We start from the raw sequence: 19,147 nt of genomic DNA, 5'->3' as shown, positions 1-19,147 counted from the left end.
CCGCATCACGGCGAAGCCCGCAGGCCGGCCGGGAGCCGGGCACCCCCGGAACCCGGCCCGGGGCGGAGGCCGCCGCGAGGATCCCGGTCGGCCGCCGACCGGCCCGTCGCATGATCGCGGCAAGATCACAGGCCACTCATAGCCGGGTCTCATCCTGCTCTCAGCCGTCCGGCCGAGGTTATCCCCATGACCACGACCAGTTCCTTCCCTCCGACCAGCGACCCGTGGCCCGAGGCTGCGAACTATCCGCCGCCGCAGGCCCCGGCGCGCGCCACGGTCGACCCGATCTTCCCGCCCGCCGCCCTGCCCCCGCGCGGCCCGAAGGGTCCGGCGTCCTGGGCCGGGCGCCTGCGCACCCTGCCGGCCCGCACCTGGCGCGGCCGTGAGGACGACCCGCGGTGGGCCCGGCCGGCCCTGCTCGGCCTGCTGGCGGCGACGGCCGTCCTCTACTTCTGGAACCTCAGCGCCTCCGGCTGGGCGAACTCCTTCTACTCCGCCGCCGTCCAGGCCGGCAGCCAGAGCTGGAAGGCCTTCTTCTACGGCTCCTCGGACGCCGCCAACTTCATCACGGTCGACAAGCCGCCGATGTCGCTCTGGCCGATGGCGCTCTCGGTGCGGATCTTCGGCCTGAGCTCGTGGGCGATCCTGGCCCCGCAGGTCCTGATGGCGGTCGCCACCGTCGGCACCGTGTACGCGGCGGTGCGCCGGCGCTTCTCCCCGCTGGGTGGCCTGGTGGCCGGCGGCGCGCTGGCCCTCACCCCGGTCGCGGCGCTGATGTTCCGGTTCAACAACCCGGACGCGCTGCTGGTGCTGCTGCTCACCCTGGCCGCGTACGGCGTGCTGCGGGCCACCGAGACGGCCGGCACCCGCTGGATGGTGTTCACCGGTGTGATGTTCGGCTTCGGATTCCTCACCAAGACCCTGCAGGCCTTCCTGGTACTGCCGGCCTTCGCCCTGATCTACCTGGTGGTCGCGCCGACCGGCCTCGGCCGGCGGGTCCGCCAGCTGCTCCTCGGCGCACTGGCGATGGTCGTGTCGGCCGGCTGGTGGGTGGCGGTCGTGCAGCTCGTCCCGGCCGCCGACCGGCCGTACATCGGCGGCTCGCAGGACAACAGCTTCCTGTCGGTGACCTTCGGCTACAACGGCTTCGGCCGGATCACCGGCAACGAGACCGGCAGCGTCGGCGGCGGTGGCGGCGGAGGCGGTGCGGGCGGCGGTGGCGGCATGTGGGGCAGCACCGGCATCACCCGGCTCTTCGACGGCGACATCGGCGGCCAGATCGCCTGGCTGATGCCGGCCGCGCTGATCCTGCTGGTCCTCGGCCTCTGGGCGACCCGCCGCACCCCCCGGACCGACAGTGCCAGGGCGGCCTTCCTGGTCTGGGGCGGCTGGCTGCTCTGCACCGCCCTGACCTTCAGCTTCATGTCCGGGATCTTCCACCAGTACTACACGGTGGCGCTCGTCCCCGCGGTCGCCGCCCTGGTGGGCATGGGCGTGGACGGCCTCTGGCGGGTCCGCCACCGGCTGCCCTACGCGGCGGTGCTGGGCGCGACCCTCGCCGTCACCGCGATCTGGGCGTACGTCCTGCTCGGGCGCAGCTCGGACTTCCTGCCCTGGCTGCGCTGGGCGGTGCTGATCGGCGGGCTGGCCGCGGCGGCGGCGCTGCTGCTGGCGGGCCGGCTGAGCGCGCGGCTGGCCGCGGTGACCGGGCTGGTCGGCCTGGCGGCGGCGCTGGGCGGCCCGGCGGCGTACGCGGTGGACACGGTGTCCACCGGGCACTCGGGGTCGATCGTGACGGCCGGACCGCAGGTCCAGGGCGCGGGCTTCGGCCCGGGCGGCGGCGGGCGCGGCGGCTTCGGCGGTCGCGGCGGCGCGCTGGAGCTGTTCGGTCCCGGGCAGCAGGCCCCGGGGCAGAACGGGCAGGGGCAGATTCCGGGCCAGGGCCGGAACGGCCAGGCACAGGGCCAGGTTCCGGGGCAGAACGCCCAGGGCCAGGGCGGCCAGGGACGCAACGGGTTCCCCGGGATGCCGCAGGGCGGCTTCGGCGGCCGGGGCGGCGGCACGGGCGGCGCGGGCGGCGGTGGCGGCATGGGTGGCCTGCTGAACGGCGCCCGGGTCGACAGCGAGCTCGCCGCGCTGCTGAAGCAGGGCGCCGACCGGTACACCTGGGTCGCGGCCGCGGTCGGCTCGCAGAACCAGGCCAGTTACCAGCTGGCCTCCGGTGAGCCGGTGATGGCGCTCGGCGGCTTCAACGGCACCGACCCCTCGCTGACCCTCGGCGCCTTCCAGCAGTACGTCACCGAGGGGAAGATCCACTACTTCATCGGTGGCGGGATGGGCGGCGGGATGGGCGGCGGTACGACCACCGCGGCCGGCACCGAGAACGGGGCCGGCGGTACGGCCGGTGCCGCGGGAGCGCCCGGGGCGACGGGTACGGCCGGCGCGACGGGCGGCAACATGGCGGGCGGCGGCATGGGTGGCTCCTCGGAGTCCTCGGAGATCGCCACCTGGGTGGCGTCCCACTTCACCGCGAAGACCGTCGGCAGCGCGACGATCTACGACCTGACGGCCCCCACCGGCTGACCGGCCCCGCACGACGGGACGGGCCGACCACCGGAAAGGCACCGACGGACGGACGGACCGGACAAGGGTGGGGCGGACCGCGCGAGCGGACCGCCCCACCCTCCCCGCGATACGATCCCTGCGAAAGAGCAGCACCGATCCGCGTACGAGGGACCCACGCAGTGTCCGACGACCGCACCGCCGCACCACCCGCCGAGAGCCGTCCCGACCTGCGGGCCGACTGCTCGAAGTGCTTCGGGCTCTGCTGCGTCGCCCTGCCGTTCGCGGCCTCGGCCGACTTCGCCGTCGGCAAGGACGCCGGGAAGCCCTGCAAGAACCTGCGGACCGACTTCCGCTGCGGCATCCACACCAAGCTGCGCCAGGAGGGCTTCCAGGGCTGCACGGTGTACGACTGCTTCGGTGCCGGGCAGCAGGTCTCCCAGGTGACCTTCGGCGGTCGCGACTGGCGGCAGGCGCCGGAGACGTCCCGGCAGATGTTCGAGGTCTTCCCGGTCGTCCGGCAGCTCCACGAACTGCTCTGGTACCTGACCGAGGCGCTCACCCTGCAGCCCGCCCGCGCTGTGCACGCGGACCTCCGCCGGGCGCTGGACGACACCGAGCGGCTCACCCGGCAGAGCGCCGAGGACCTCGCCGGGCTGGACGTCGCCGCCCACCGCGGGCGCGTCAACGAACTGCTGCTGCGCACCAGCGAACTCGTCCGCGCCACCGCCGGGCGCAAGGCCAAGGACCACCGCGGCGCCGACCTGATCGGCGCCAGGCTGCGCAAGGCCGACCTGCGGGGCGCCAACCTGCGCGGCGCCTATCTGATCGCCGCCGACCTCACCGGCGCCGACCTGCGCTCCGCCGACCTGATCGGCGCGGACTTCCGGGACGCCAGGATCGGCGGCGCCGACCTCACCGGCAGCCTCTTCCTGACCCAGGCCCAGCTGAACGCCGCGAAGGGCGACGCCGCCACCAGGCTGCCGGCCGCGCTGACCCGCCCGGCGCACTGGTCCTGACGCCGGGACGGCCGCCGGGACAGTCGCCGGACCCCAGGGCCGTCAGCCCCCGCACTGCTGGAGCATCGCCTTCTTGTCCGCCTCGGTGACGGGCAGGGCGTACTTCAGCGAGACCTGCGCGAAGCGGACGGCGTACGAGCAGCGGACGGCCGGGTCGGCGGGCAGCCAGACGGACGGCCCCGAGTCGCCCTTCGACGCGTTCTGCTGGCCGTCGGCCGGGACGAGGTTGAGCGGGTCGTTGGCTATCTGCACCCGCTTGGCCTTGTCCCACTTGGCGGCTCCCATCTGCCAGTCGTAGGACAGCGGCATCACGTGGTCTATCTGGATCCTCGACGCCTGCGTCCTGGACCACTTCACGGTCTTGCCGGTGTACGGGTCGTAGATGGTCATCGCGGTCACCGTGCAGTCCGACCCGTCCTTGCGCTCGACCGCCCGGCCGTCCCGGGCCAGCAGGTCGTTGCGGGTGTCGCACTTGTTGTGCCCGAGCGCCACCCCGTCGACGTTGTCCGTCCAGGCGGGCCCGAACTGGTCGCGGTCGTAGCCGTCCTTGGAGCCGGCCGCCGCCGTCCGCACCTTGGCTATCAGGTCCCGGGCCGCGCCCAGGTCCGCCGCCGAAGTGATCGGCGCCAGACCGGGCTTGGTGCCGTCCGGGTTCTGCAGTGGGCTGGTGCCGAGGCCGCCGGACGGGGCGCTGTCGCCGGAGGTCGTCGGGTGGCCGGTGCACCCCGCCAGCGCCAGGGCGCAGAGCAGCAGGGCGGCGGTCGTGGACTGGGCGCGGCGGCGGGCGGGCACGGTGGACTCCCGGGTCGGGTCGGCGGGTGACGGCGCACCAGCAGACCAGCCGCCTCACGCCCGGTCAAGCGTTCGGTACGGGGCACGCCGCGGTCATGTCGAACCTCACATTCCGCATCGCCGGGAGCGCCCCGCCGAACCACCGGGCCCGGCGGGACCGGTCAGGCCGTCCCGGCCCCGGCCCCTGCCCCTGCCCCTGCCCCTGCCCCGGCTCCGGCTCCGGCGGCCCCGGTGAACTCGGCGGCGACCGCGGCCACCACCTCCGCCGCCGGCGTGGCCCGCACTCCGAAGGCCCGTTCGGTGCGGGTGGAATCCAGCACGAAGGGCCGGTGGGTGAGATAGCGCATCTCGGCGACCTCGCCCATGACGCTGACGTCGCGAGCGAGTTCGGCGAGTTCCCGGTCGGTCGTCGCGGTCAGCCGGGGCGCGGGGGCGCCCGCCGCGGCGGCCAGCCGGGCGGCCAGCTCACGGGCGGAGACGGTGGCGAAGCTGGGCACGTGCCAGGCCTCGCCCCAGCCGGTCCCGGCCCGGGCCACCGCGACCAGGGTGCGGGCGACGTCCACCGGGGCGGCCCAGCTGTGCGGCGCGTCCAGGTCGGCGTAGTAGCCGGCGGGTTCACCGAGGGCCAGCCGGCGGCCGGCCATCAACTGGAAGAGCGACTGGGCACCCGGACCGAAGTAGCTGCCGGCCCGGACCTCCGTCGCCCGGACCCGGCCGGCCCGGTGGGCGGCCAGCGCGTCCGCCCACATCCCGGCCCGCAGCTCGCCCTTGACGCTGTTCGGCGCCATCGGCTGCAGCTCGGTGACCGGCCCGTCCACCGGCCCGTAACCGTAGACGTTGCCGAGCATCACGTACCCGGCGCCGGTCCGCTCCGCGGCGGTGAGCAGCGACGCGGCCAGCGGCGGGAACTCCTGCTTCCAGCGGTCGTACGGCGGCGCCGCGCAGTTGACCAGGGCGGCCGCGCCCTCGACCAGCGCGGTGAGGCGGTCCGGGTCGGTGGCGTCGGCGGCGACCCGTTCGATCCGGGGGTGCAGCGGACCGGATCCACCACGGGTGACCAGCCGTACGTCCTCCCCCGTGTCGGCGAGCAGGCGGGCGGTGGCGGTGCCGGTGGATCCGGCGCCGATGACGACGTAACTGGGCATGACTCTCTCCGGGAAGGCAGTTCGGGTGCGGGATCGGCACGACGGGCCCGGCCGGGACGGCGGGGCCGACGCCGGGGCCGGCCGACGCGAGGAGCGCGGCCGTGCGCCGGGCGCGTCGGACAGCTCCACTCTGCGCCCGCGCGCCGGTGTGAAACAGTGACCGTGCTGCCAAGGATCCGGAGGTTCTGGCCATGCACCGGATAGCCGTGGTGGCCGTCCCCCCGGTCACCGCCTTCGACCTGTCGATCCCCGAACTCGTCTTCGGCTCGGCGGAGGTGGCGGGCGGGCCGGCCTACGAGGTGCTGGTCTGCGCCCCCGAGCCGGGGCCGGTGCAGAGCATGGGAAGCCTGCGGGTGATCGTCCCGCACGGGCTGGAGGTGCTGGCCGGCGCGGACACCGTGATGGTGACGGGTTCGGGTGCCCGGAGCGACGCCGACCCCCGGGTGCTGGAAGCCCTGCGGGCGGCCGCCGGGCGGGGCGCGCGGATCGCGTCGATCTGCACCGGCGCCTTCGTACTGGCCCAGGCGGGGCTGCTGGACGGGCGCAGCGCGACCACCTACTGGGTGCAGGCGGGCGCGCTGGGGCACCACTACCCGTCGGTGCGGGTACTGCCGGACGTGCTCTTCGTCGAGGACGGTCCGGTGCTGACCTCCGCCGGGCTGACCGCGGGCGTCGACCTCTGCCTGCACATGGTCCGCACCGACCACGGCGCCGCCGTGGCCAACGCGGTGGCCCGGCTGACGCTCGTCTCGGCGGTGCGGCACGGCGGGGAGGAACAGCCGGTGGCCCGGCCGGTGGTGGCCACCGAAGGCCCCTCGCTGGCGGGCACCCGGGGCTGGGCGCTGGAGCGCCTGGACACCCCGCTCTCGTCGGCGGAGCTGGCCGCGCACGCGGGCGTCAGCGTCCGCACCCTGCACCGGCGGTTCCTGGCCGAGACCGGGGTCAGCCCGCTGCAGTGGCTGCTGACCCAGCGGATCGAACGGGCCAGGGAGTTGCTGGAGTCGACGGACCTGTCGGTGGAGCGGGTCGCCGACCGGAGCGGCCTGGGCGGGGCGGACTCGCTGCGCCGCCATCTGGTGCAGCGGATCGGGCTGACCCCGCGCGCCTACCGGTCGAAGTTCGCCCGGGCGGCCGGCCGGCCCGCCTGAGGCGGCCGGGGCCTCGGCCGAGGAGCCCGGCCGCCGGGAGACCGCGCGGCCGCCGTGCGGACGGTCAACGGCGCGGACGGGCCGCCGTGCGAACGTCAGCCGCCGATGGCCGACATCGGACGGTCCGGCTGGACGAAGTCCGCGGAGTTGATGTCGTGCCCGGGGCCCTTGCGGGCGATGGTGCGGCGCCAGGCCGCCTCGATCGCGGCGTCCTCGGCCGCGCCGCGCAGCAGCGCCCGCAGGTCGGACTCGGTGGTCGCGAACAGGCAGTTGCGCAGCTGGCCGTCGGCGGTGAGCCGGACCCGGTCGCAGCCCCCGCAGAACGGCCGGGTGACCGAGGCGATCACACCGATCACGGTGTCGGTGCCGGCGATCCGCCACTCCTCGGCCGGCGCGTTGCCGTGCCGGCCCACCGGGACGAGGTCCCAGCGGGCGCCGAGGATCTCCAGCAGCTCGTCCGCGGTGATCATCTTGCCGCGGTCCCAGGCTCCCTGGGCGTCCAGCGGCATCGACTCGATGAAGCGCATCCGGTAGCCGTGGCGGGCCGCGAACTCGACCAGCTCGACGATCTCGTCGTCGTTGACCCCGCGCACCGGGACGGCGTTCACCTTGACCGGCTCCAGCCCGGCGGCGTGCGCGGCGGCCAGCCCGGCCAGCACGTCGGCGATCCGGTCCCGGCGGGCGATCTCGGCGTACCGGTCGGCCCGCAGGGTGTCGAGGCTGACGTTCACCCGGTGCAGGCCCGCCTGCTTGAGCGCGACCGCCGTCCGCGCCAGGCCGATCCCGTTGGTGGTGAGCGAGACCTCGGGGCCCAGCTCGGTCAGCCGGGCCACCAGATCGGGCAGTCCGCGCCGCAGCAGCGGCTCGCCACCGGTCAGCCGGACGGAGGTGATGCCCAGGCGCCGGACCGCGATCCGCACCAGCCGGACGACCTCGTCGTCGCTGAGCACCTCGGCCTTGGGAAGCCAGTTGAGACCCTCCGCCGGCATGCAGTACGTGCAGCGCAGGTTGCAGCGGTCGGTGAGGGATACCCGCAGGTCGGTGTGGACCCGGCCGAAGCGGTCGACCAGCGGGGGAGGTGCGGTGTCCATCGACCCAGTACAGGCGCAGACCCTCGGAGAATCCAGCGGCGGAAGACCCTGGGTGCCGCCGCGACCTGCGGGATCGTGTTGTGCATTCGTACAACTGCACAGGTCCGGACGGCCGGGCAAGCTGGGCGCATGGAAGATCAGCCACTGCCGGTCGTCGCCGCCCTGGTCCTGGCCGCCGGGGGCGGCCGCCGGCTCGGGGGCCGGCCGAAGGCGCTGCTCCGCCACCGCGACCGGCCGCTGGTCGAGCACGCGGTCGAGGTGGTCCGGGCGGGCGGCTGCGGCCCGGTGACCGTGGTGCTGGGGGCGGCCCGCGAGCAGGTCCGGTCCGAGGCCCGACTGCCGGATTGCCACCTTGTCGACAATCCGGACTGGGAGAGCGGCATGGGCTCCTCGCTGCGCGCCGGACTGGCCGCCCTCGCCCCGGGCGCCTCCGCCGTCCTGGTGATGCTGGTGGACACCCCCGGCGTCACCCCCGCCGCGGTGGCCCGGCTGCTCGCCGCCCACCGCGCCGGGGCCGACCTCGCGGCCGCCGGGTACCGGGGCCGCCGCGGGCACCCGGTGCTGATCGGCGCCCGCCACTTCGCCGAGGCCGCCGCCGGCGCCACCGGCGACGCCGGCGCCCGCGCGCTGCTGGCCGCGCACGCGGCCGCGATCACGCTGGTGGAGTGCGCCGACGTCGCCGTCCCGGACGACCTCGACACCCCGGCGGACCTCGCCCGCTGGACGTCCGCGCCCTAGCCGCCCGGCCGGACCGGCCGCGCCCCGAAGGGTCCGCCGGGGTGCCGGCGGGCCCCTGCAGTCCGTCAATTCCGAACGTTCGGATCTTTCCTGCCGAATTTCCGTTGTCGGACGGCCACCCACAGGTCTCCCAGGTGTCGCAAGAACACCTGAGGCAGAGGACGTGGACCCGAATGAACAGCGACCACCCCGTGACCGGTCACGGCCGGGCCGAGGAGCGGACCGCCGCCGGCGGGCACGGACGCCGGCGCGGCCGGCGGAAGAAACCTTCCGCCGCGCCGAGGATGTTCGCGGTGCTGGCCGGGTCGGTGGCCCTGGGCGGCGCGGCGAGCTGGTACGCGACGGTCGCCCCGCCGACCGGCCCGGATCAGCGGCCGGCCGCCGCCAGCGCCCCCGACCGGCTGCTGACCGCCCAGCTCGCCGAACCGCAGACGCCCGCCGCTCCGACCGGCTCGCCGTCCGCGAGCGCCGGACAGCCGTCCGCCGCGCCGTCCCCCAGTGCCGCCCCGAGCACCGCCGCGCCCACGCCCGCACCCACCGCCACGGCCGGGACCCCGCAGGCGGCGCCGGCGACCGGCGCGCCCGCCCGGCCGACGGCCACCTCCTCGGCGTCGCCGGCCGCCGCCAAGTCCTCCCCCGCCGCCGGCGCGCCGGCCGGTGGCAAGGCCGCACAGTTCATCGACCAGGTCGCCGCGCTGGTCAACACCGAACGGGCCAACAACGGCTGCGGGCCGGTGGCCGTCAACGCCAAGCTGCAGTCCGCCGCGCAGGTGCACTCGGACGACATGGCCGCCCGCGACTACTTCGACCACGCCGACCCCGAGGGCCACCACGCGGACACCCGGATCAACGCGACCGGCTACAAGTGGAGCCGCTGGGGCGAGAACATCGCCCGCGGCCAGCAGGACGCCGCCGCCGTGATGGAGGCCTGGATGAACAGCCCCGGCCACCGGGCCAACATCCTCAACTGCGACTTCAAGGAGATCGGTGTCGGGGTCACCCTGGGCTCCGGCGGCCCTTGGTGGACCCAGGTGTTCGCCACCGCCGGCTGAGCGTCCCGCCCCGCCTGCCCGCCCCGGCCCGCCCCGGGCGGGTCAGGGCGGGTCAGGGCGGCGGCGGGACCGGGCGCAGGAGCGGCCGGATCAGCGGGTGGCGCCGAGGTCCAGCGTCCACAGCGTGCCGGCCGGGCTCGGCGCCGTGCCCAGCCCCATCGCGGTGTACCGGCAGTCGAGCATGTTGTCCTGGTGGATGGCACCGTCCATCCAGTCGTCCACCACCCCGTCCGGGCTCTTGCGGCCCCGGTCGATGTTCTCGCCCCACAGGCTCCACCGGTAGCCGCTGGCGGTGATCCGGCTGTCGGCTCGGCCGCCGTCGGGGTCGACGTGGTCGTAGTAGTTCCGGGCCGCCATGTCCTCCGAGTGCTTCTGCGCCGCGCTGTGCAGCCGCGGGTCGATCTTCAGGGCGGGACAGCCCCGCTTGGCGCGGGTGGCGTTGATCCGGTCCGCCATCTGCTGCTCGGCCGTCCTCGGGGTGGGGCTCGGGGCGGCGCCGGTCGGGGTGGCCGTGACCGGGGGCACCACCACGGGGACGGGTTCCACGGGCTGCGGGGTGGCGGTCGGCGTCACGGGTGCGGGCGTGGGCGCCGGCGGTGCGGCGGCCACCGGCGGCGGTGCGGCGGCCGGCTCGGGGTCGGCGCGCAGCGCGCCGAGGACGGCGGCGCCGAGCGCGAGCACCACCACCGCCGAGCCGACCGCGCGGCCGGTCCGGCGCCGCCGGCGGCCGGGACCGCCGTGCCCGTGACCGTCCGGGCCACCGTGGCCGCCATGGGCGCCGTGGCCCTCCGCGGGGGAACCGCTCGCCCCGTCGCCCGATCCGGTGTCGCTGCCCGTGCCGGTGCCGCCGCCCGACCCCGCGTCGCCGCCTCCGCTCCCGGCCGAGCCGTCCCCGCCCGGCGCGCCGGACTGCGCGGCCGTCGGCAGGTATCCGCCCGGGTGCTGCGGCAGCGGCAGCAGGCCGAGGCCGGCCAGCAGGCCCTCGGCGGGCATCAGGCCGCGCCGGTGGCCCGCGCAGGCGGCGCAGGCGCGGGCGTGCCGGGCGATCCGCTTGCGCCACAGGGCGGCGGGGCTGCCGTCCCAGGCCTCGGTGAGGGTGTCGAGTTCCGCGCAGCGCGGGTCGGCGGCGAGCGCCCGTACGACCACCCGGGCCGCCTCCAGCTGCTCGCGCATCCGCTGGACCCGCACCGCCGCGTGCTGCGGGGAGAGTTCCAGGGCCTCGGCCAGCTCGGTGCGGGTCAGCTCACCGGCCGTCTCCAGCCACCACAGGGCGAGCAGGTCCCGGTCCCGGTCGTCCAGCCAGCGGGTCGCCTCGGCGACCTCGCGGCGCTGGCCGGAGAGGCCGAGCCGCAGGATGGTGAGGTCCACGAAGTCCGCACCGGGGTCCGGCACCTCCTCGGCGGCGTCCAGGCCGGTCAGGCCGGCCTGCTGCCGGGCCGACCACCGCCGGCGGACCTCGTTCATCGCGACGGCCACCAGCCAGGACCGGAAGGCCGCCGGGTCGCGCAGCCCGTCGAGCCGGCCGATCACCCGGACCATGGTCTCCTGCACCACGTCGTCCACGTCCGCGTGGCCGTCGAGCGCCCGGCCCACCACGTTGTAGACCAGGGGCAGGTAGGCGGCCACCAGCCGCTCCCTGGCGCGCTCGTCACCGGCCTGCGCCGCGACGACCACCGCCGTCCCGACCGCGTCGCCCAGCTGCGCCCGTGTCCCCGTTCGCGCCTGCATCCGCACCGTCCTCAGCTCTCCGAACCCTGACACCCCCGCACCCCTCGGAGACCCCGGCCACCCGGCGGGATAACAGGAAACCGCACTGCTGTGCCCGGACCCGTCGCCGGGGTACCCCGTGGCCGTACCGCCGCGGACGGGGCCGGGCCCGGCCCGGGTCGTGCCTCCACGGACGGTGCCGCTGCCGACCGGGGTCCTCCCGGCCGGGTACGTCACCGAGCGTGTACCCCTGATCTCTCCCTGAGGATTGCGCCATTCCCTGCCACGACCGGGGCGGATCGGGGAGCATGGGAGGCGACCTTCCCCCGGCCTCCGGCCGGGGCGACTTCCATGCCGAACCGAACGGACGGTGCCCGCCATGTCCGGACTGTCACTGCCCGACGACTTCACCGGCCGCGACCCGGCGCCGCACGGCCACGGCGGTGGCGGCGGCGCGCAGGCGATCCGCTGCCCGGCCTGCCGCCGTGAGCACCTGTACGAGCCGCCGTCGCTGCCGTGTCCGTGCGGGGCCTCGCTGAAGGTGCCGCTGCTGCGCGGCGGGGTGCCGGTGCAGGTCCGGTTCCGGTCCTGGGAGGACTCCTGGCTGAGCATGCGCTGCCCGCACTGCGGCCGCTCCGACCAGTGGCCCCAGCCCGAGTTCACCTGCAACTGCGGCGCCACCGTGCGGCTGCCGGTCGACCGGGCGACCCGGCTGCCGGGCGCCGCCGGCACCGGTCCGCAGAGCACCCGCCCGCAGTCCCCCCGCCCGTACAGCGCCCCCGTCCCGGCGCCGCCCACCATGCCGCAGGTCCCGCCGCAGGGGCACTGGCAGCAGCGCGCGCCGTTCCACCCCCAGCCCGTCCGCACCTCGCAGGACGCGGTCTTCACCGCGGCGCGGTACCTGGAGTGGCTGGGCTTCGACGATCTGGAGCTGACGGAGGCCCAGGAGCGCGACGGCGTGACCCTGCTGGGCCGCCGGATGGTCGCCCAGGTGGACGCCTGGACCGAGCCGGCCGACGTGAAGTCCGTCGAGTGCCTCTGGCTGCAGACCCTGCACGCGGAGGAGATGGCGGCGGCCATGTTCACCATGGCCGGGTACTCCCACCAGGCCACCGTCCGCGGCGAGCAGCTGCTGGTGGCCCTGTTCAGCCTGGACCCGGCGGGTGTCCCCCAGCCCGCGAACGGCGCGGCGGAGTCGCTGATGGAGACCGGCTGGACGTCCTGACCCGGGCGTGACCGGGCGCCCCGCGCGCCCCCTTCGGCACGCCGGCGCGGGCCCCTGCCCGGCGGGCCGGTCCAAATCAATGACGCTCGTGATCTGGTGCACAAGCTCACCCCCGTGTTGAATTGCCGCCACAGCAGCCCCGGCTGCTGACAGTCCGGCTTGTCTGGATGGCGCACACAAGGAGGTGGCGTTGTCGGAGCACGGAAAGGCCCTGGGGGGCTGGGACAGAGGGGGCCGGGCTCCGCAGGGGCAGAGGGGTACCGTGTGGCGGCTGCGCTCGAGGGCCTGCTGGCAGGAGGCCGCGGAACTGTTGCGCCCGGCCGCCGAGCACGATCCCACGGCGGCCCTCGAAATGGCCGAACTCCTCATCGAACAATGCATGTTCACCGCCGCGCACTGGCAGCAGGCCGAACAGGCCCTGCGGCTGGCCGAGGCGGGTGTGGCCACCGCGGAGCAGCGCGCGGCGGCCTCCTGCGCACGCGGGTTCCTGGCGTACGTGGCCAGTGTGCTCGGCTCGCGCGACCGGCTGGACGAGGCGCAGGCCGCGTTGGGCCGGACGTCCGCCCTGCTGCCGCCGGACGCTCCCGGGCGTCCTTTACTGGACTTCCGCCGGGGGCTGGTGGCGGAGAACCTGCTGCGCGACCCGACGGCGGCCTGGATCGCCTACCGGCGTGCGCACGACGGCGCGCAGGCGCACGGTGACGAGCTGCTGACCTCGTACACCTGGCGGCACCTGGCCGCGCTGTCCCTGGCGGGCGGGGACACCACGCGCGCCCGGGAGGGCTTCGCCGCCTCGCTGGAGCTGCGCGAGCAGCTCGGCTTCACGGTCGGGGTGGCGCCGGCGCTGGCCGCGCTGGCCGAGGTGTCGGAGCCCGCCGAATCGACCCGGCTGCGGGCGGAGGCGGCGCGGCTGGTGCAGGCGCTCGGAGGTGTACCGGTGTGGCTCGCGCGCCAGCTGAGCGCGGTGCCCGCGCCGGGCGCTCCCCCGGACGGCCGTATCGGGCAGGAAGCGGGGGATGCCATCAGCTAAGGTGAGGCTAACCTGGCCGGGGGGAGCAGCGCCTCGGCCGGGTCAGCCTTGCCGTTCCCGGGCTCCCCCGAGCTCCGGTCGACCCGATGGGGCCCGCACCATGACCGTGAGCAGCATCGAGCCGCGCCCTGCACCCCCCGTCGCACCCGCCCCAGCCGCATCCGCCGTACCCGTCCCGGCCACCCCCGCCGCGCCCTGCACGCGGGCCCATGCCCGGCTGGGCGAGGCCTTCCCGACCCTCCGGGTCCACCACGGCCCGCCCCGGAGCGGCGACGGCTGGGTCAGCGGCGCCCAGCTGCTGCACGACCCGGCAGGACTGCGCGAGCTCATCGACTTCGACGTGCGCGACGGCCTGGACCGCTACGGCACCCTGCTGCGCCCGGACGTCGCGGCGGGGTTCTGCCTGCACCGCTACTGCTGGCCGGTCGGACTGCTGTTCACACTGCCCTGGCTGCTGGAGCGCCGGGTGCCGCTGCTGCCGGCCGAGGCGCTCTCGCTGCGGCGCGCCACCGGGGCGCTGACCGCCGACCTGGGGGCGTTCTTCTGCCTGCCGCAGGATCCGGCGGCAGGCCTGCCCGGCGCCCTGGTGGTGGCGGACGAGGCGGCGCTGCGGGAGCGCCTGCTGACGGCGCTGACCGAGCACTTCACCCCCGTCCTGGCCCTGTTCCGGCCGCAGGTGCGGCGCGGCCCGCGCACCCTGTGGGCCTGCGTGACGGACGCCGTGGTGGAGGGACTGTGGCAGGTGTCCGCGCTGCTCGGCGAGGAGGAGCGCGCGGTGGGCGCGCTCCGTGCGCTGCTGCCGGAGCACGCCGGAGCGCGGACGGCGCCCTTTCTCCCGGGGACGGGCTTCCGCTTCGAGGAGTGCGACGGTTCGGCGCCCGTCCGGACCCGGACCCGGGCCGGCTGCTGCCTGCTGTACACCGTCCGCCCGGCGGACGCGTGCACGGGTTGCCCCCGGATCGCACGAGGTTGACGGCCGGAAACGGTCCGAGGGCCGGAATTCCGGGAAATAGCGCGCCATATTAGTAATACGATGCGCTTTATTTTCCGTCAGAAATCCCCCTCCTCAGCGCATTGACAGCAAATCAGCCATGCCGCACCGCACAATCCGCCATGATGGTCCCCGCCGTCACTACGCAGGAAAGCGAGGCTGGTTCAGGCGATGAAACTGTCCGACATACCACTGGGCTGGGCCGTCAGCGGCGTGGCAGCGCTCGTGATCAGCGCTGTGCTGGTGGCTTTCGCTCGCAGCAGGGGCTCCGCCGGCTCGGTCGGCGGCGATTCCTGGGAGCGTTCCGAGGAACGGCGGCGACGCAAGGAATCGCTCTACGGCGCCGCCTCCTACACCCTGCTGTTCTGCTGCGCCGCCGTCGCGGCCGCGCTCTCCTTCCACGGCCTGGTCGGCTTCGGCGTGCAGAACCTCAACCTCTCCGGGGGCTGGGAGTACCTGGTGCCGTTCGGCCTGGACGGCGCGGCGATGTTCTGCTCGGTGCTGGCGGTGCGCGAGGCCAGCCACGGCGACGCCGCACTCGGCTCACGGCTGCTGGTCTGGCTGTTCGCCGGCGCGTCCGCCTGGTTCAACTGGGTGCACGCCCCGCGCGGCTTCGGCCACGCCGGCGCCCCGCAGTTCTTCGCGGGGATGTCCCTCTCGGCGGCCGTGCTCTTCGACCGGGCCCTGAAGCAGACCCGGGTGGCGGCCCTCCGCGAGCAGGGCCTGGTGCCCCGTCCGCTGCCGCAGATCCGCATCGTCCGCTGGCTGCGGGCCCCGCGCGAGACGTACGCGGCCTGGTCGCTGATGCTTCTGGAGGGCGTGCGCAGCCTGGACGAAGCGGTCGAGGAAGTCCGGGACGACAAGCGGGAGGCGGCCGCCAACCGGGAGCGTCAGCGGATGGCCAGCCGGCGTGAGCGCGCCGAGATCCGCGCCATCAACCGGACGCACAGCGTCTGGCGCCCGCGCGGGGCGGCCCGGCAACTGGAGTCCGGATCCGGATCGGAGTCCGCGATAGCGGGGCCGGACGCGCTGACACCACCGGGCCCGGTGGTGGTACCGGAGGCGCTGACGGACGGGCAGTCCGAATCGGCGGCGACCGCCGCCGTGCTCCAGCCGGGCCTGCCGGTGCGGCCCGGTCGGCGGACCATCGACCTCACCGCCGACGAGGACACCGTGACGCTGCCCCGGCTCGACTCGCTGGAGCAGAAGCTCAAGGACCTTGAGCAGCAGTTCGGCTGACGGCGCCGCGGCCCGCGCGTCCGAAGCCGCCGCGCCCCCGGCGCACCGCCGCCCCGCGACCGGCCTGGCCACGGGGCGGCGCGAGGGTGCCCGCCCGGCGCGGTCGGTACGGGCGCGGTCGGAGCGCCGGCGGCGGGCCGACCGCGGGTCAGTCGGCCTCCGGGCCCGCCGCGCAGAGCTCGAACCACATCCGCTTGCCGGTGCCCCGGGGCTCCACGCCCCAGGCGTCCGACAGGGCCTCCACCAGCATCAGCCCGCGCCCGGAGGAGGCCTGCTCCCCCGGCGTACGGCGGGTCGGCCAGAGGTCCGACTCGTCCTCCACCTCGACCCGCAACCGGGCCCGGTCGGTGGCCGGCTCCCGGTAGAGCCGGGCGGTGAACATCGCGTCCCGGTCGGTGTGCCGGATGGCGTTGGTGACCAGCTCCGAGGCGAGCAGCTCGGCGGTGTCCACCAGGTCGGCGACGCCCCAGCGACGCAGCGCGTCGCGCAGCTCGGCGCGCACCTCGGCGATCCGGGCCAGGTCCGCCTGGCCGATCCGGCGGCGCAGCTGCTGGGCGGCCAGTCCGCCCTCCGGGCCGTCCCAGCGCAGCAGCAGCAGCGCTATGTCGTCCTCGCGCTCGCTGGAGTCGGCGGACTGGGAGGCGACCCGGTCGGCGAGGTCCTCCAGCGGGTCCCGGGCCGACTCGCCGCGGGCCGGGAGCTCGCCCGACAGCACGTGGCACAGCCGGGAGAAGCCGGTGTCCAGGTCCATCGTGCGGGACTCCACCAGACCGTCGGTGCAGAGCAGCACCGTCTCGCCGGGATCGAGGCTGAACCGGGTCACCCGGTACTCCTCGTCCGGCGCGATCCCGAGCGGCAGCCCGCCCGCGACCGGCTGCACGGTGGTCGAGCCGTCGGCCCGCCGGACCACCGGGTCCAGGTGGCCGGCCCGCACCGCGTAGACCACTCCGTAGTCGACGTTCACCTCGGCGTAGGTGCAGGTGGCGAAGTGATCGGTGTCCAGGTCGGCGAGGAAGCGCGAGGCCCGGGCCATCACGGCGGCCGGCGGGTGCCCCTCGGCCGCGTAGGCCCGCAGCGCGATCCGCAGCTGACCCATGATCCCGGCGGCGTGCACGTCGTGGCCCTGGACGTCGCCGATCACCAGCCCGACGTGCCCGCCGGGCAACGGCACCACGTCGTACCAGTCGCCGCCGATCTGCAGGCCCGAACCGGCCGCCAGGTAGCGCACCGCCGTGGAGACCCCGGGGATCGACGGGACGGTGCGCGGCAGCATCACCCGCTGCAGGCCCGCCGCCAGCTCGTGCTCGGCGTCGTGCAGGCGGGCCCTGGCCAGCGACTGGGCGACCAGGCCGCCCAGGGTGGAGAGCAGGGTGCGCTCGTCGGCGTCCAGCTCCCGGTCGTCGTCGAAGCTGACCAGGCAGACGCCGATCGGGCGGCCGCTGGCCACCAGCGGCAGGAAGGCCCAGGCGCTGCGGCTGCTGTCGCTGACCGGACCCCAGGTCTCGGGGTAGCGCTCGCGGTACTCCTCGCGGCTGGCGATGAAGACCGGCGCGCGCAACCGGATCGCCTCGGCGGCGGGGTGCCCGGCGGGCAGCAGCGAGCGGTCGTAGACCGCCATCTCGTCGGGGCGGTAGCCGCTGGCGCCGAGGATCTGCAACCGGCCGGCCTCCTGGGCGGCCAGCACCAGGCCGTCCGGCGGCAGGCCCGGCAGCGGCAGCTCGGTGAAGACCCGGGCGACGTCCCGGACCGTGACCGCCTCGGACAGCGCCCGGGCGGCCTCCTTGATGAACCGCGAGCGCTCCTCGCGCAGCAGCGCCATCCGGTCGGCGCGGTCGCGCTTGTGCAGCTCGACGGTGGCGTCCCAGACGAAGCCGACCATCCGCGAGGCCCGGCCGAAGGCGTCGGCCAGCACCCGGCCGCGGAACCGGACGGCCCGCATGCTGCCGTTCGGGCCGACCGTGCGGTAGTAGGCGCCGCACTGGCCCAGCTCGGCGACGGCCCGCTCGACCCGGCGGCGCACCACGGGCGCGTCCTCGGGGTGCAGCAGGCTCAGGAACGACGTCGAGGAGCTGTCGAACCGGCCCTTGTCCAGACCGATGATCGCGCAGGCCCGGTGGTCGCCCTCCAGGACGTCCCGGCGGATGTCCCAGTCGAAGGAGCCGATGCCGTTGGCGGCCATCGCCGGCTCGAGCCAGTCCGGGGTGGAGTCCCCGGAGGTGGTGGGCAGGCCGGCGGACACCATCGGCGCGAGCCGGCCCGGCGCGCCGCGCAGGGCATGCCTGCGGACCGCCTGGGCGGGCGGGCGTCCGCGACCGGACCCGGCCGCGGACGGAGCGGGGGGAAGCCCCGGCCCCTGTGGCTCGGGCTCTGTGGCCATGCTGCTCCTGCCGCTGCCATGCCGTCCCGTCCGGACGGGCCGCATGACCGTGTGGTGGTGGTCGTACTCGAGGAGGTGGCCCGGGCGGACGGCGGACGGTCGAGGCTCGATCTCCCCGCCGGGTACCGTTCCCGGGCACACGTTCCCACTATCCTGTCTAATGTTCGGCAGAGCGGCAATGCCGACGGCCCGGGAATATTTCGTTCGACGGCGAACGGCGGCGAATGGCCGGGGGTGTACGGAGGCTCCCGGAACTCCCCGAACAGCCGAAACGGCCGCCCGGTCGGGGCGCGCCCGAACCGCTCAGGAATATGCCAACTCGAACCAGGTGACCTTGCCGTCGCCACGCAGCTGCACACCCCAGTCGTCGGCGAGTGCCTCGACGAGCAGCAGGCCCCGGCCGGAGGTGGCGTACTCGGCGACCGGCTCCCGGCGGCGGGGCAGGCGGGCGGTGCCGTCCTGGACCTCGATCCGCAGCCGCAGGTCCGCGGTGAGCACGGCGTCGAACACCGCCCCCTGCCCCGTGTGCAGCAGTGCGTTGGTGACCAGCTCCGAAGTCAGCAGTTCGGCGGTGTCGGCGAGCTCGGGCACGCCCCACTGGTCGAGCGCGGCCCGCAGCCGGCGGCGGACGGCGCCCACCGCGACCAGGTCGGCCGCGTCCAGCGCCAGGTGCAGCCGGCGGTGCAGGGCACAGTCCGGCGCCGGCACCCCCTGCTCGGCCGGCCGGCCCGGTAGCGCGCGCCCGGACGGCCCGCCGCCGGGGGCCACGTACCCGAGGGCGTCACCGGGGCCCTTCCACGACCCCGAACCGGTCCGCTGTCGCGGAAATCGCGCCTGACCGTCCATCACCACACGCCCCCGCCTTCGTCGAACGCCCGCACCGGATCCCCCGAAGGGCGGGCCGCCCTGGTTGCCGACACTCATCCTCATGCCCAGCTGAGGCGCTTTGCAACAGTGTGCGTCCGATCACATGGGGTGAAAGGGGCTCGAACGGGTTGCCGTGATCCAATCACCCGCCTCGGACAGGTTTG

General features: G+C 75.4%; 15 protein-coding genes. 9 read left to right on the top strand and 6 right to left on the bottom strand.

Annotation, left to right across the window (positions count from 1 at the left end):
* The first annotated feature begins 186 nt into the window (after window positions 1–186).
* Window positions 187–2,583, top strand: coding sequence for a glycosyltransferase family 39 protein (locus tag OG689_RS31110; RefSeq protein WP_266324170.1), 2,397 nt, complete (start codon window positions 187–189; stop codon window positions 2,581–2,583).
* Window positions 2,584–2,744: 161 nt separating this feature from the next.
* Complete coding sequence (locus OG689_RS31105) at window positions 2,745–3,581, top strand: pentapeptide repeat-containing protein (RefSeq protein ID WP_266324169.1); 837 nt, start codon at window positions 2,745–2,747, stop codon at window positions 3,579–3,581.
* Between the two features lie 42 nt (window positions 3,582–3,623).
* Here OG689_RS31105 and OG689_RS31100 read toward each other — a convergent pair whose 3' ends face one another.
* Both OG689_RS31100 and OG689_RS31095 read right to left on the bottom strand, forming a co-directional pair.
* Window positions 3,624–4,319, bottom strand: coding sequence for an HNH endonuclease family protein (locus OG689_RS31100; RefSeq protein ID WP_266327556.1), 696 nt, complete (start codon window positions 4,317–4,319; stop codon window positions 3,624–3,626).
* 215 nt (window positions 4,320–4,534) lie between these two features.
* Window positions 4,535–5,518, bottom strand: a complete 984-nt coding sequence (locus tag OG689_RS31095) for an NAD-dependent epimerase/dehydratase family protein (RefSeq protein ID WP_266324168.1) — start codon at window positions 5,516–5,518, stop codon at window positions 4,535–4,537.
* Window positions 5,519–5,709: 191 nt separating this feature from the next.
* On the opposite strand from OG689_RS31095, the gene OG689_RS31090 reads away from it, so the two are divergent.
* Window positions 5,710–6,666, top strand: a complete 957-nt coding sequence (locus OG689_RS31090; protein ID WP_266324167.1) for a helix-turn-helix domain-containing protein — start codon at window positions 5,710–5,712, stop codon at window positions 6,664–6,666.
* A 95-nt stretch (window positions 6,667–6,761) separates the two neighbouring features.
* Here OG689_RS31090 and moaA read toward each other — a convergent pair whose 3' ends face one another.
* A complete protein-coding gene (gene moaA / locus OG689_RS31085) occupies window positions 6,762–7,757 on the bottom strand; it encodes a GTP 3',8-cyclase MoaA (RefSeq protein WP_266324166.1) in 996 nt (331 codons plus the stop codon).
* Between the two features lie 129 nt (window positions 7,758–7,886).
* Here moaA and OG689_RS31080 point away from each other — a divergent pair, with 129 nt between their 5' ends.
* A complete protein-coding gene (locus OG689_RS31080) occupies window positions 7,887–8,495 on the top strand; it encodes a nucleotidyltransferase family protein (protein WP_266324165.1) in 609 nt (202 codons plus the stop codon).
* 173 nt (window positions 8,496–8,668) lie between these two features.
* A complete protein-coding gene (locus tag OG689_RS31075; RefSeq protein WP_266324164.1) occupies window positions 8,669–9,547 on the top strand; it encodes a CAP domain-containing protein in 879 nt (292 codons plus the stop codon).
* Between the two features lie 90 nt (window positions 9,548–9,637).
* Here OG689_RS31075 and OG689_RS31070 read toward each other — a convergent pair whose 3' ends face one another.
* Window positions 9,638–11,275 (bottom strand): sigma-70 family RNA polymerase sigma factor, encoded by a 1,638-nt coding sequence (locus OG689_RS31070; protein ID WP_266324163.1) that lies wholly within the window; start codon window positions 11,273–11,275, stop codon window positions 9,638–9,640.
* Between the two features lie 358 nt (window positions 11,276–11,633).
* Between OG689_RS31070 and OG689_RS31065 the strand changes: the two genes are divergently transcribed.
* The 4 genes from OG689_RS31065 (at window position 11,634) to OG689_RS31050 (ending at window position 15,739) form a co-directional block, all read left to right on the top strand.
* A complete protein-coding gene (locus OG689_RS31065) occupies window positions 11,634–12,479 on the top strand; it encodes a hypothetical protein (protein WP_266324162.1) in 846 nt (281 codons plus the stop codon).
* A gap of 211 nt (window positions 12,480–12,690) precedes the next feature.
* Window positions 12,691–13,509 (top strand): hypothetical protein, encoded by an 819-nt coding sequence (locus tag OG689_RS31060; RefSeq protein WP_266327554.1) that lies wholly within the window; start codon window positions 12,691–12,693, stop codon window positions 13,507–13,509.
* 100 nt (window positions 13,510–13,609) lie between these two features.
* The gene (locus tag OG689_RS31055) at window positions 13,610–14,482 is read left to right on the top strand and encodes a (2Fe-2S)-binding protein (RefSeq protein WP_266324161.1); all 873 of its coding nucleotides are present in this window, start codon (window positions 13,610–13,612) and stop codon (window positions 14,480–14,482) included.
* A gap of 189 nt (window positions 14,483–14,671) precedes the next feature.
* Window positions 14,672–15,739 (top strand): DUF2637 domain-containing protein, encoded by a 1,068-nt coding sequence (locus OG689_RS31050; RefSeq protein ID WP_266324160.1) that lies wholly within the window; start codon window positions 14,672–14,674, stop codon window positions 15,737–15,739.
* A gap of 148 nt (window positions 15,740–15,887) precedes the next feature.
* Here the strand turns inward: OG689_RS31050 and OG689_RS31045 are convergent, their stop codons facing one another.
* Entirely contained in the window at window positions 15,888–18,116 is a 2,229-nt protein-coding gene (locus OG689_RS31045; RefSeq protein ID WP_266324159.1) for a SpoIIE family protein phosphatase, read from the bottom strand.
* Between the two features lie 303 nt (window positions 18,117–18,419).
* Window positions 18,420–18,824 (bottom strand): ATP-binding protein, encoded by a 405-nt coding sequence (locus OG689_RS31040; protein ID WP_266324158.1) that lies wholly within the window; start codon window positions 18,822–18,824, stop codon window positions 18,420–18,422.
* Between the last annotated feature and the right edge of the window lie 323 nt (window positions 18,825–19,147).

Origin of the sequence: Kitasatospora sp. NBC_00240 (assembly GCF_026342405.1) — a bacterium.
Classification (GTDB): domain Bacteria; phylum Actinomycetota; class Actinomycetes; order Streptomycetales; family Streptomycetaceae; genus Kitasatospora.
The sequence above is the reverse complement of the archived record's forward strand: the minus strand, read 5'-3'. Positions and strand labels throughout refer to the sequence as shown.

Bases quoted from the DNA above. Each gene is read 5' to 3' on its own strand.
- OG689_RS31110 (WP_266324170.1), top strand. From the start codon at position 187: ATGACCACGACCAGTTCCTTCCCTCCGACCAGCGACCCGTGGCCCGAG.
- OG689_RS31095 (WP_266324168.1), bottom strand. From the start codon at position 5,518: ATGCCCAGTTACGTCGTCATCGGCGCCGGATCCACCGGCACCGCCACC.
- OG689_RS31090 (WP_266324167.1), top strand. From the start codon at position 5,710: ATGCACCGGATAGCCGTGGTGGCCGTCCCCCCGGTCACCGCCTTCGAC.
- moaA (WP_266324166.1), bottom strand. From the start codon at position 7,757: ATGGACACCGCACCTCCCCCGCTGGTCGACCGCTTCGGCCGGGTCCAC.
- OG689_RS31080 (WP_266324165.1), top strand. From the start codon at position 7,887: ATGGAAGATCAGCCACTGCCGGTCGTCGCCGCCCTGGTCCTGGCCGCC.
- OG689_RS31075 (WP_266324164.1), top strand. From the start codon at position 8,669: ATGAACAGCGACCACCCCGTGACCGGTCACGGCCGGGCCGAGGAGCGG.
- OG689_RS31070 (WP_266324163.1), bottom strand. From the start codon at position 11,275: ATGCAGGCGCGAACGGGGACACGGGCGCAGCTGGGCGACGCGGTCGGG.
- OG689_RS31065 (WP_266324162.1), top strand. From the start codon at position 11,634: ATGTCCGGACTGTCACTGCCCGACGACTTCACCGGCCGCGACCCGGCG.
- OG689_RS31055 (WP_266324161.1), top strand. From the start codon at position 13,610: ATGACCGTGAGCAGCATCGAGCCGCGCCCTGCACCCCCCGTCGCACCC.
- OG689_RS31050 (WP_266324160.1), top strand. From the start codon at position 14,672: ATGAAACTGTCCGACATACCACTGGGCTGGGCCGTCAGCGGCGTGGCA.
- OG689_RS31045 (WP_266324159.1), bottom strand. From the start codon at position 18,116: ATGGCCACAGAGCCCGAGCCACAGGGGCCGGGGCTTCCCCCCGCTCCG.